General features: G+C 25.8%; 11 protein-coding genes. 3 read left to right on the top strand and 8 right to left on the bottom strand.

Going from position 1 to position 12,619, the window contains the following annotated elements; genetic code table 11:
• The first annotated feature begins 105 nt into the window (after positions 1 to 105).
• A complete protein-coding gene (locus I1959_RS01595) occupies positions 106 to 1,197 on the top strand; it encodes an AI-2E family transporter (RefSeq protein ID WP_092926793.1) in 1,092 nt (363 codons plus the stop codon).
• A gap of 178 nt (positions 1,198 to 1,375) precedes the next feature.
• A complete protein-coding gene (locus tag I1959_RS01590) occupies positions 1,376 to 1,726 on the top strand; it encodes a hypothetical protein (protein ID WP_166505029.1) in 351 nt (116 codons plus the stop codon).
• 27 nt (positions 1,727 to 1,753) lie between these two features.
• Here I1959_RS01590 and I1959_RS01585 read toward each other — a convergent pair whose 3' ends face one another.
• The 4 genes from I1959_RS01585 to I1959_RS01570 all read right to left on the bottom strand — a co-directional run bounded on the left by I1959_RS01585 (position 1,754) and on the right by I1959_RS01570 (position 5,927).
• Complete coding sequence (locus tag I1959_RS01585) at positions 1,754 to 1,960, bottom strand: hypothetical protein (protein WP_195236910.1); 207 nt, start codon at positions 1,958 to 1,960, stop codon at positions 1,754 to 1,756.
• Between the two features lie 42 nt (positions 1,961 to 2,002).
• Positions 2,003 to 3,577, bottom strand: coding sequence for a hypothetical protein (locus I1959_RS01580; RefSeq protein WP_195236909.1), 1,575 nt, complete (start codon positions 3,575 to 3,577; stop codon positions 2,003 to 2,005).
• A 245-nt stretch (positions 3,578 to 3,822) separates the two neighbouring features.
• On the bottom strand, positions 3,823 to 4,899 hold the full coding sequence (locus I1959_RS01575) for a peptidylprolyl isomerase (protein ID WP_195236908.1): 1,077 nt from the start codon (positions 4,897 to 4,899) through the stop codon (positions 3,823 to 3,825).
• Between the two features lie 167 nt (positions 4,900 to 5,066).
• Positions 5,067 to 5,927, bottom strand: coding sequence for a hypothetical protein (locus I1959_RS01570; protein ID WP_166505026.1), 861 nt, complete (start codon positions 5,925 to 5,927; stop codon positions 5,067 to 5,069).
• A 294-nt stretch (positions 5,928 to 6,221) separates the two neighbouring features.
• Between I1959_RS01570 and I1959_RS01565 the strand changes: the two genes are divergently transcribed.
• Entirely contained in the window at positions 6,222 to 7,460 is a 1,239-nt protein-coding gene (locus tag I1959_RS01565) for an NAD(P)-dependent oxidoreductase (RefSeq protein ID WP_092926802.1), read from the top strand.
• Positions 7,461 to 7,492: 32 nt separating this feature from the next.
• On the opposite strand, the gene I1959_RS01560 is transcribed toward I1959_RS01565, so the two are convergent.
• The 4 genes from I1959_RS01560 to I1959_RS01545 all read right to left on the bottom strand — a co-directional run bounded on the left by I1959_RS01560 (position 7,493) and on the right by I1959_RS01545 (position 12,225).
• Positions 7,493 to 8,068 carry a hypothetical protein gene (locus I1959_RS01560; protein ID WP_195236907.1) on the bottom strand — a complete coding sequence of 192 codons (576 nt, stop codon included), beginning with the start codon at positions 8,066 to 8,068 and terminating at the stop codon, positions 7,493 to 7,495.
• 83 nt (positions 8,069 to 8,151) lie between these two features.
• On the bottom strand, positions 8,152 to 9,111 hold the full coding sequence (locus I1959_RS01555; RefSeq protein WP_195236906.1) for an alpha/beta hydrolase: 960 nt from the start codon (positions 9,109 to 9,111) through the stop codon (positions 8,152 to 8,154).
• Positions 9,112 to 9,289: 178 nt separating this feature from the next.
• Positions 9,290 to 11,407: a DNA topoisomerase III gene (locus tag I1959_RS01550; RefSeq protein ID WP_195236905.1), complete on the bottom strand. Its 2,118-nt coding sequence runs from the start codon at positions 11,405 to 11,407 to the stop codon at positions 9,290 to 9,292.
• Positions 11,408 to 11,553: 146 nt separating this feature from the next.
• Entirely contained in the window at positions 11,554 to 12,225 is a 672-nt protein-coding gene (locus I1959_RS01545) for a hypothetical protein (RefSeq protein ID WP_195236904.1), read from the bottom strand.
• Between the last annotated feature and the right edge of the window lie 394 nt (positions 12,226 to 12,619).

Raw genomic sequence — 12,619 nt, 5'->3', positions numbered from 1 at the left:
ATAATATATATGTATGTATTTATGCTAAATTTATTGTATAATACATATATTGATTTATTTTAAATCAATTAAGATAAAATATTAGATTAGAAAGGATGTATTAATTTGAAAAATAAAAAAATTAATCTAAGTCTCGTACTTACATTAGTAGTTTCTTATATAATAATAAAACTTATAGATAATTATCAGTACTTCTTAGGTATTTTGAAAGTTTTATTTTCGCTTTTAACTCCATTTGTTATAGCATTTGTATTAGCATATATATTCACTCCTATTGTTAGTTTCTTAGAAAATAAGTTTAAGATTAAAAGGATATTTGCTTTATGTATAACATATGGATTTTTACTTCTTATAATAGGTTCTTTCATATTCATTACAGTACCTATATTAATAAGTAGTTTAGCAGATATAATAAGTCAAGTTCCTTTATATGCTGAAAAGACTCAAACTTTTCTTATACAGATTGGTGATAGCTTAAAAAATGTTGATCCAAATACTTTAAAATCAGTAGGAGATAAACTATTTTCTGCTATGCCACAAATAAGTAATTTACTAATAGGATATTTAGGACAAGTATTTTCAACTACATTCTCAATATCTAAATTTATTGTACAATTTGTATTAGCGTTTATAATATGCTTTTACATTATTCTCGAAAAAGAAGATTTCTTTTCATTTTATAAAAAGACTCTAAACGTAATATTTGGTCAAAAGTTTTGTAATTTAACTTTAGATATTGGAAGTACCTTAAACGAAAATATAGGTAAATATTTCACAGGAAAAATAATAGATTCTGCTATAGTTGGTTTAATATCAGGTATAGGTCTTCAGCTTATTGGGTCTCCATATTCTTTATTATTTGGAGTTTTAATGGGAGTTACAAACTTAATTCCTTATTTTGGACCTGTTATTGGTATGACACCAGTCGTATTAATAAATATATTTTATAACCCTAGTATAGCAATATTTTCATTAGTATATTTAATGCTGGTTCAACAAGTTGAGATTGCCTTTATAGAACCTAAAATAGTCGGTGGTCAGCTAGGGCTTAGTCCATTTTTAACTATACTTGCTGTAACAATTGGTGGCGGTTTTTTTGGTATACCAGGTATGATTTTATCAGTTCCTATAATGGGTGTTATAAAGATATATCTTAATAAATTTTTTGATTATAAACAAAATCAACTAAATATATAAAAAATGAGTAGCATATGCTACTCATTTTTTATATATTTACTGTTTATGTATAAATTAATTACGATATTGTAATCATAAGTAACAGGGGTGTAACTATTATATTTTGATAATTATGTTAATATTTAATTATAGAAATAATATTTATATAATTAAAATAATTTATGAAAGTTGGTGTATTATGAAAAAGGCAATTATAGTTTTATCTATCTTATGTGGTTGTTTAATTATTCAACAACCTTTACAAAAAGTTGTTTTTGCTCAACCTGCTATCACAATTTCAAATAATCAACATGAACTTACTAAAGAAGATGCTAAAAACCTTCTTATAAAATATAATGATAAAGTAGATTATATATATCAAGGAGATGCTAGTAAATTCGAATATCTAAAATCTAAAAATCTTGAAGGATATGTATTCTTACCAGATGTAGAAACAGATATTGGATATTTTGTTGATAAAAATACTAGTGATATATACTATTTCCATCCAAGTGGATATTTAGAACTAGTAAATGATATAAAAAAATAAAAGGAGTGGATACCCACTCCTTTTATTTTATGAATTTTCTTCGATTTTTTTACTAAGCCTAGATAACATCTTCTTAGAAAAGTCTGATATATCTTTTGGGATACATGTATACGTAGATAATATTGAATAGATTTCAATGGCTCTTTTGTAGTCTCTTTTGCCTGCATATGACTTAAAAGCTTCTTCTGCTAAGTCTTTTGAAGCACTGCTTATTTGTTCATATCTTCTTCTCAAAACCATCTCTCCTCTAATAAAGTATATCTACTTATATGTTTTTTATTGATGATTTATTACTGGTTCTTCTATATCCACATCTTCATCGCTAACTTTTCTTTTTATAATTTCAATATTACTATGTTTTGAATATTTGTCATCTTTATTAGCTTTTACATAAACTTCTAGGTCTACATTTTCATCAGAAAGTTTTATTGTATATTTATTACTTTCTATATTGCTTTCAAAAAGCACAAATCCTTCATCTTGATTTAAGTTGTTTTTAACGTAAATACTGTATTTAACATTTTTTATATCTAATTTATCCCAAGTAAGTGTTGCTAAATTATTATTATTATCTATAGATGCTTTTAGATTTTTAACTTCTACATTCTGTATATCTTCATCTATTGGTTTTATATTTATAGTGTTACTTGGATTTGTCATACCATATTTAGTCTTACCAGCTACGTATATGCTTATATTTGGTATTTTACCATCTATTAAATCTATTTCTATATTTTTGTGTACAGTATTTGAATCTAATTTATCCTTTTGTACTTTTATTGAATCATATAAATTAAAATCTGGATCATTTAATGAATTATTTTTTAAGTATATATAATATTCATTTACATCATCTATATAATCCCAAGATAATTTAACTAAAAGTTTACCATCTACTATCTCATATAAAGCTTTTATATTCTCTACTTTGTTGCTTGTAACTGACTCCTTACTAACATTTATAGTTACTATTTTTTCTTTTTCACCACAGATTATTCTTATCTTTTCTTTTCCTTCTTTTATTCCAGTTATAACTCCTGTGTTTTTATCAAGACTTATATTTCTGTCTACTCCTAATTTATTTTCAACTAGTTCATATCTTATCTTAGGATGTTTAAGTCCAACAGGCATAGTTATTATATCTGGTTTTAACTTTTTACTTTTTTCAAGTCCTACTTCTATAGTACTACTTATAGATATTTCTGCAATCTTTGCTTGTATATTATACTTTAAAGTTTCTACCATATCTTTAGACTTTATATACACCTTAGCACTACCTACACCCACAGCTTCTATTTTATTGTCCTCTATTTTTATAACATCTTCATTACTACTTTCATAAAATACTTTCTCTTTTTCCTTAAATTTGTCATAGTCTACTTTAACTTCTGATGTTATAGTAGCAATATCTCCTACATACTTTAAATTATTATCAACATCATACGTTATATCCTCAACTTTCGGATCTATAACTCTTACATTAACTTTCCTTAGTACTCTTTGATTTTTCATAACACCTATAGTTGATATTCCTTCTTTTTTACCTATTAATTCATTTCCTTTTATCTCTAGAATATTCTTACTATCTAATACATTAAACCAAATATCAGGTTTTTTTGCATAAGATGGTATACAAATATAATCTCCACTAGATAGTTTAACTTTATCATTTAATTTTATAGTATATTCATCTATATCTGTAACATAATCTCCATTTACTACTTTAAGTTCTATACCTCTTACAATAGGACTTAAAACTCCAAATTTAAAAAGAAAGTACTGCAAAAATACTAATATAGGTAAAGATACTAATATGAATAACCACTTGCTGTTTTTACTAACTTTCTTCATTTAACCACATCCTTTATGACAATTCATTTTACCTATGATTAAATCTTAGTGTACTAATATCTATATTAATTCCATATGTTTACTAAAATTCCTTTAAAACACCTTTTATTATCATATTTGATTATTATCCATAAAGTTAAACTCTAATCATTCTTGCATTTAAGTATAACTTTATAGTTAAATAAAAAAATTTTACAATAAATAAAAGCTACAGATTTAGGAATACCTATATCTGTAGCAAAATATTATCTATCTTTTACTTGGACATTATACTTTTCTATTAAATTATCGACAACATTACTTTGTTTTTCATATGATAGTTTATACTTTAATTCTTCTTTTATATCATCAAAGTTTTCTTGCTTTTCATCAGTCTTTTTTATTATGTGATATCCAAATTGAGTTTCTACAGGTTCTTTGCTTATTTCACCTACTTTTAAAGCAAATGCTTCTTTTTCAAATGGCTCAACCATTTGACCTTTTGTAAAGAAATCAAGGTCTCCTCCATTGTCTTTACTACTATCTTCAGAATATTCTTTTGCTAATGTAGCAAAATCTTCTCCAGCTTGAGCCTTTTTAAGTATTTTATCTATTTCTTCTTTAATCTTTTTCTTTTCATCTTCACTTACATCATTTCCATCTTTATCTGTAGTTTTAAGAAGTATGTGAGATGCTCTAACCTTTAAGAATTCATCTTTGTTTTTATCATAATAGTTTTTAGCTTCTTTATCACTTACTTCTGAAGCCTTTTTTATATATTTAGTAGCTATAATTTCTTTTTCTAAATCTTTTTCAGAATCTTTCTTGCTTATTCCAAATTTATTTATATATTCTTCTTCTGATATTCCAAATTGTTTACTAATACTTTCCATTAAAGATTTATATTCAGCATCTATTTCTTCTTGTGTAGCTTTTATACCATCCTTTTTACCTTCTAAATATAATACTTCTGTTGTAGTCATATAATCTATCATGCTATCTTCATAAGCTTTTATTTGTTCATCCGTCATTTCTGTTTTACCATTTATATAAAATAAAGGTTCCATCTTTTTTTCAAGTTCTTTTCCCGTTATTTTAGTATCTCCAATTGTTGCTATTACCTTATTATCGCTATAATTTTTGTGTGTTGCTGGTAACTTTCTTCCAACATTTTTTCCTGTAGTAAATCCTACTCCTATGCATAATATACCTACTAATGAAGTTATCATAGCAGTTTTTACTATTCCTTTATTTTTTTTAGCTGGCTTTACTTCTTTTTTTTCTCCCTTTTCATTTTCAATTTCATGTTCATCTAAACTATTTATTTTCTTATCTTCAGACATTTACATCCTCCCTAATACCTATTTTTTATAACTATTTATATTTTACATTATTTGAAATGTAAATAAAATTAAAATTTAATAAAGTAATATACTCTTATTTCTGTCATTAATTATTTTAGTATATATAAGTGAATGGTAATTGAAGTGCTTATGAATTTATTATGAATTTAAATATTTCTTAAACTATATCTTATTTCATATCTACCTACTTTTGTATTTTTTTCTTTTAGCATTTTAACAACTTCTTTTTTATCTTTTTTTAAATGATTCGCACATTCATCTAAAGACTTAAATATCTCTATTACTTCTCCTTTTGTGTCTATAAGTTCTACTTTCTTTTTCCCCCCTCTTTTAATTATTGATTTATATTTATTAAAATACTCATCATACTCTTCATCTATACACTCAAATATATAGTGCATTTTCACAGGGTCTAATTTATCACTACATAATATTTCTTCTCTTTTTTCCTTTGATATTTTTGAAGTAAATATTTTATTATTTAATATCGTTAAAATCTGAGAGGGCTTTTTATTACTATCCAAATAACTTTCATACTCTTTTTCAAGATTTAACTCTTTACTTAAATACTTTATAGCTCCTCCTAGATAATCAGTATATCCATACTTTAGGTTTTCCTTTATATACTCAATAGGAATTCCTAGATTTTTAGCACACTCTTTATGTGTCTTAAAAACTCTCTCTTCTTTTGTATATACATCTATAGCTTTAATAGACATACCTCTTTTTATTTTTATATCTTTTATATAACATTTATCGTCTTCACTAACAATTTCTATACTTTTATTTTCAATTTTTTCTTTTTTATGTTCTTTACTTTCATTATAAGTCCTATCTTCATTATGTATTCCATCTTTTTTAACTTCTTTTATTTCACTTATTTTATTATTTTTATCTGGTTTTACAATCTCTTCTTTATATACTACTTTATCTTTTTTATGTATTTTTGAGTTATCTTTATTTTGTTCTACTAAATGTTTTACCTTATTTATAAATTTCTTTAACAACACTTTTCCTCCCTAAAATTGTCGATATTATATGTATTATGCCTTATAATATATTACTAAAATATACGTTATTAGTAAACTAATTCTATAATTTTATTAATTAATTATTTAACACAGATTTTTGGGTATCATGTAATAATTTCTGTATATAATTATCCTTTTTTCTGTTATAATATAACATAATATAACTTATTTCGAGTTAATTAGTGTACTTTATATTTATATATAATATACCTTTAATATAATTTAGTACATCATATTTTATATCATAATATAATAAAGGGTGGTAATATAATGCTTAAAAACTTAAATGAAGCCAACAAATGTATTAATTGTAAAAATGCAAGATGTCAAAATAATTGTCCTATAAATACTCCAATCCCTCAAATTATTGAGCTATACAAGGATGGTAAAATAAAAGAAGCTGGTAAAATACTATTTGAAAATAATCCTTTATCAGCAATATGTGCCATAGTATGTCCACATGAAAACCAATGTAGAGGTAATTGTATAAAAGGCATAAAAGGTGAACCTGTACGTTTTCATGATATTGAACATGAAATATCTAGCGAATATTTAGAAGATATAACTCTAAAAAAACCAAAACAAAATGGTGTTAAAGTTGCTGTTGTAGGTTCTGGTCCTGCTGGTATTACAGTTGCACTTAACTTAGCTTTAAGAGGCTACGATGTTACTATATTTGAAAAAAATGAAAAAATAGGTGGAGTATTAACTTATGGTATACCATCTTTTAGACTGCCAAGAACTAATATTGATTTATTAGAAAAAAGACTAAAAGAATTAGGCGTTAAAATAAAAATAAACTCGCTTATAGGTCCTGTAGTTACTTTATCTAAACTATTTGAGGATGGATATAAATCTATATTTATCGGTACTGGTGTTTGGAATCCAAGAAGACTTGATATAAAAGGTGAATCTCTTGGACATGTTCACTATGCTATTAACTATCTAAGATCCCCTGAAAGTTATGACCTTGGAAATAAGGTTATAGTAATAGGTGCTGGTAATGTAGCAATGGATGCTTCTAGAAGTGCAAAATACTTTGGCTCAGATTGTGTAGAAATATTCTATAGAAGAGACTTTGATAGTATGAGTGCTACAAAGCATGAAATACATGAAGCTCAAAATGAAGGTGTTTTATTTAAAACTTTCAAGGCCCCTGTTGAAATAGTTGATGAAGGTATAATATTTGAAGATACTGAAGTTGTATTAAATGAAGATGGCACTGAGTCTTTAGTTTCTATAGAAGGAAGTCAAAAGCTATATGAATGTGATAGCATATTAATAGCTATTAGTCAAATTCCTAAAAACAATATAGTTATAAACAATAAAGGTCTTGATACTAAAAATAATGGACTTTTAATGACTAACGAGTTTGGCCAAACTACAAGAGAAGGTGTATTTGCCTGTGGGGATGTTACAAATGGAGCTAAGACTGTTATAGAAGCTGTTGTAGATGCTAAAAAAGTTTGTGATTCTATGGATAACTACCTTAAGCAATTTATTAAATAAAAAAAAATTCCTAGATATCTAGGAATTTTTTTTTATTTAATAAGATTTAATTTCTTATAACTACTCATTATTATAGGGATCATAACTAAAGAACCAATTAGAGCATCTATCATATCTATAACTGTATCCTTAAGCCCACCTACTTGCATATTAGTTCCTATAAAAGTATCTAATAAAAATTCAATTATTTCCCATAAGCTCGCTACCCCCATGCTAAACATAAATAGGTATATAATTATAAATATTTTGCTTATAGATTTTATTTTGTTATCATTAAAAAATAACAATAATGAATATGCTACACTACAACTTATAAGACCTGACCAAACATGTAAAAAATCATCATAATGATTTATGTCGTAAAAATCATAGCAAGAACCTAATAAAGAAGATATCATTATAAATAAGGCTAATACTAAATATAAATTGTCATTTATAAGCCTTTTATTCTTTTGATTTATCTTATGAAGCGCTATTGTAGCTATCAAGCAAAAAGATGCTATACCTATGTTTCTTATTTCACCATTTTTAAAAAATAATATAAGAGATATTGAGTATAAAATATATAAAGCATATGTTGTATATTTCGTTGATTTTTTATTACCCATAATAATCACTCTTTTCCTATTATTGTATTATTTATATATTAATTTTAATATGTGTTTATAACTTACTATTTTAACATTTTTTATTATCCATTATTAATTACATTTTTATCTATAAAGTTAAATATTCTATTAAAATATTCATCTCCTAATATTTCATATCCGTTTACATGCCCAACATTATCTATAAGCCATAATTCTTTTTTATCATGCGGTATATTTTCATATATTATCTTACTACTTTGTGGTGAGCATACCTTATCTTCTTTTCCATGTATTAAGAACATTGGAGTAGTTATATTTTGAACTTCTTTATAAGGTTTTACATCTTCATAGGAAAATCCTGATTTTACTTGTGTGTATATATCTCCCATAAATTTTGCATATCCTACAGGAAGTAGTGGTATATTTTCAGCCTCTATTCCAAGTCTTATTGCATCAGCCATTTCATGATATGGTGAATCTACTATATAAAAGTCTACATATTTATTTTTTTCATTTAAACTAGAGTGCATAAGTGCAGTACCTGCTCCCATTGAATGTCCATGTACCCCAAGTAAACCATTAGGGTATCTTTCATGTATAAATTTAGCTACATTTTCTAAATCATATCTTTCATATAGTCCAAAAGTATAATCATCTCCTCCAGTATTTCCTGTATGTCTTTGATTATATATAACTGCATTGTATCCTTTTTCTAAGTACTCATATGCCTTATCTAAATATTCATAATAATAACTTTCTATACCATGAACTAATATAACAGTCTTATCTGTTTTTATGTTTGACTTTATAAGCTTAGCTTCTATTTTATAACCATTTTCTGGTGAATCTATAAATACATCTTCATTTTCATAATTTTTAAGTCTTTCTAGTGGCTTATTTTCTCTACTTGAAAATACTTCTACAACATCTTCATTTTTTATTTTCTGACTAGAACCTACCGAACCATCATAAACTAAATATCCTATAAATGTAGATACTCCTATAAATACTGTCAAAGACAATCCTATTACTTTTAATCTTATTTTATTGCTTTTATTCATATTTTTCTCCTTTGTTACCTAGTACTAAAACCTAGTATACAATATTTTTTATTATTTTTCTACATGTTTACAAGTTTTTTATTTTAAATTAAAATAAAGCATCTTACTATGTTTAGTAAGATGCTTTATTTACTATAGGTAATAATTTATAAATTCTTTAATATCTACACTTAGTATACTATTTCTTTAACTTAGCTAAAGCCTCTGCAAATGGATTATTAAATACTTCCTCATTTTTGTTTTGATTTTTTAGATACTTATTAATATCTTTTTTAGATGCTTTATTTTTTTCTTCACTTTTTCTTTTGTTAAAGGCACTTAACTTTTCTCTATGCCCACAGCTACAAACAAAAGTCTTTCCTTCTCCTTCTCCACGAAGTTCTAATCTCTTATGGCATACTGGACATCTTGCATTAGTAGTTTGGGATATAGTCTTTCTAGTATTACATTCTCTATCTTCACATACTAACATCTTTCCTCTTTTACCTTTAACTTCAAGCATATATTTTCCACATTCTGGGCATTTATTTTTGGTTAAATTATCATGCTTAAATTTACTATCACTATCCTTTATTTCTCTAACTATATCTTTTGAGTATTCTTTCATTTCATTTATAAATACATTTTTATTAAGCTTTCCTTTTGATATATCTGTAAGCTTAGTTTCCCATGTAGCTGTTAATTCTGGTGTTTTTAATTCATTTGGTACTAATTCTAAAAGTTGTCTACCCTTTGATGTTATGTGTATTTCTTTTCCTTTTTTCTCTACTACAAATGTGTTAAATAATTTTTCTATTATATCTGCTCTAGTAGCTACTGTTCCAAGATTATTTTTTTCCATAAGAGTAAGAAGGCTTCCTTCATTTAAATATGATGGAGGGTTAGTTTTCCCACTAGTCTTTATAATATCAAAGACCTTTAATACTTCGCCTTCTTTTACTACTATTACATTACCATAGTCTTCATTATCATCTAAGTCTTTATAATTTTCTCTAAATCCTAGATTTATTACTCTATTTCCTTTAAATGTGAAGTATTCATTTTCAATACTAGCATTTATTACTGTTTGTTCATACTCAAATGGTGTACAAAGTACTGATAAGAACCTTTTAACAACAAGGTCATATATTTTTCTCTCTTTTTCACTTAACTCACCTAAAAATACTCTTTCTTCTGTAGGTATTATTGCATGATGGTCCGTTACTTTCTTATCATCTACAAATGATTTATTTGCCTTTATATTAGACTTTAATATTTTATTACATACTCTAGAGTAATCACTTATATTAACAGCCTTAACTCTATCTTTTAAAGTTTCTACTATGTCAGATGTTAAATATCTAGAATCTGTTCTAGGATATGTAAGTACTTTATGATGTTCATATAACCTTTGCATTATAGATAAAGTTTCTTTAGCAGAGTACCCATATATTTTATTTGCATCTCTTTGTAGTTCTGTTAAATCATATAATCCTTGTGAATATTTTTTCTTTAGGGTTTTATCTACCTTTATTATCTTTAAATCTTTACTTCTTATTTTATTTATTATTTTATCTATCTTTTCTTCATTAAAACTACTACTTTGATTATTTTTATCTACCCAAGTAAATAAAATATCTGAATTTCCTTTATTAGCTTTTAAATTTATTCCATAGTAGTTTTTAGGTTTAAATTCTATTATTTCTTTTTCTCTTTTATATATCATTCCTAATGTTGGTGTTTGTACTCTACCACAAGAAAGCTGTGCATTGTACTTTGTTGTAAGTGCCCTAGTTGCATTTATGCCAACTATCCAGTCAGCTTCAGCTCTTGCTATTGCTGAGTAGTATAAATTATCATATTCTTTTGCATCTTTTAATTTATTAAATCCGTCTTTTATTGCTTTATCTGTATTTGATGATATCCATAAACGCTTTAATGGCTTTTTTACTTGTACTTTTTCTATTATCCATCTAGCTACAAGCTCTCCTTCACGCCCTGCATCTGTAGCTATTACTATTTCTCCTACATCATCTCTAGTCATTTGAGATTTTACTGTGTTAAATTGTTTGCTAGTTTTTTTAATAACTACAGTTTTTAAGTACTTTGGAAGTATTGGTAAGTCATCTATATTCCATGTTTTATACTTTTGATCATAGCTTTCTGTGTCCGCTAATGTTACTAAATGTCCTAGTGCCCATGTTACTATGTATTTACTTCCTTCTATATATCCATTTTTATCTTTATTGCATCCTAATACCCTAGCTATATCTCTTCCTACAGAAGGCTTTTCTGCTAGTACTAATGTTTTTTTCATATTTGTTTCCTTTCTTATAGGCTAAACTTAAATAAACCTAAACTTTGTTCTATTTATAATATTACCATATTTTATACTTAAATAATAAAAAGAAATAGAGGATAGTTAACTCCTAGCTAACTATCCTCTATATTATATGTTTTAATTTATCTATAAAAAATTTCTTCAAATGATGCATGATCGAAAACTTCTTGTTTCTTACCATCTATTAAAATATCCACACCTTTTATCCACTCTCCATTATAATCTTTTTGAAGTAGTGTTTCTACTATTGTCTTTTGATTTATATATCCACCTGTTGAACCTTGGAAATGTGTTCTCCAAGCATTTTCATCTACTAAATTTATTGTAACTATCCCATCATTTATTGACTCTAATTGTATATTTGTTTTGTCATCTTTAAAATAATCTTTCTTTAAAGATAATAATAAAGCATTTATTTTATTTTCTAGTGTATCGTCTTTATTTATATTATGTATGTCTTTTAGTATGATCCTTTTATCAGTATCCTCAGAGTCAAATGTGTATAATTTAAAATCTATTTCTCCTTTAGGATTTTCAATATTTATATTTTCCTTATTAATTTCTTCTATCTTTTCAATAGGTTCTTCTTTTTCTTTATTTATACTAACATTATTTTTATTACTATTTTCTATTTCTTCTTTATTAATTTCTTGTTCTTTATTATCTTTATGTGTATCTTTGTTTTCTTCTATACTCGGTTTATTTGTACTATCATTATTTTCTATTGTTGCATCTGAACATCCTACTAATATTGTACTAAGTACTAGTGCTAATAATCCTATTTTGATTTTCATAAGTATCTCCCCTTTTGTTGTGTTATTTATACTATCATACCAAATTTTACGTATAATAGGATTACAATAAAAAAACAAAATAAAAGACAATGGATTTAATGGTTGTACCATCAAATCTATTGCCTTTTACAAAGCTATATGCTTTTCCCTCTTTTTGACTTTTACTAGATAATACTTGCTTCTTAGCATTTAGCCATCTATTGGTTTTGGCCTTATTAGCTAACAGCCATAGATTAAAATGAGGTAGTTTTAGCCTAGGTGAACTATCTAATATGATAAAATATCTCGTCTTCTAAACACCCAATAGGTACTAGCAAAAGGTTCGGTAACCCGAGCTTTTATCTAGTGTGCTTAGATACACAATTAATTGTGTAGTTATATATTAACCATTTTT

The sequence above is a fragment of the Romboutsia sp. 1001285H_161024_C4 genome, assembly GCF_015550185.1.
GTDB classification, from domain to species: domain Bacteria; phylum Bacillota; class Clostridia; order Peptostreptococcales; family Peptostreptococcaceae; genus Romboutsia_C; species Romboutsia_C hominis.
Note: the sequence above shows the minus strand (reverse complement) of the source record. Positions and strands in the feature narration are given on the sequence as shown.

Coding starts and splice junctions, on each gene's coding strand:
- I1959_RS01555 (WP_195236906.1), bottom strand. CDS start 9,111: ATGAATAAAAGCAATAAAATAAGATTAAAAGTAATAGGATTGTCTTTG.
- I1959_RS01575 (WP_195236908.1), bottom strand. CDS start 4,899: ATGTCTGAAGATAAGAAAATAAATAGTTTAGATGAACATGAAATTGAA.
- I1959_RS01550 (WP_195236905.1), bottom strand. CDS start 11,407: ATGAAAAAAACATTAGTACTAGCAGAAAAGCCTTCTGTAGGAAGAGAT.
- I1959_RS01580 (WP_195236909.1), bottom strand. CDS start 3,577: ATGAAGAAAGTTAGTAAAAACAGCAAGTGGTTATTCATATTAGTATCT.
- I1959_RS01560 (WP_195236907.1), bottom strand. CDS start 8,068: ATGGGTAATAAAAAATCAACGAAATATACAACATATGCTTTATATATT.
- I1959_RS01565 (WP_092926802.1), top strand. CDS start 6,222: ATGCTTAAAAACTTAAATGAAGCCAACAAATGTATTAATTGTAAAAAT.
- I1959_RS01590 (WP_166505029.1), top strand. CDS start 1,376: ATGAAAAAGGCAATTATAGTTTTATCTATCTTATGTGGTTGTTTAATT.
- I1959_RS01545 (WP_195236904.1), bottom strand. CDS start 12,225: ATGAAAATCAAAATAGGATTATTAGCACTAGTACTTAGTACAATATTA.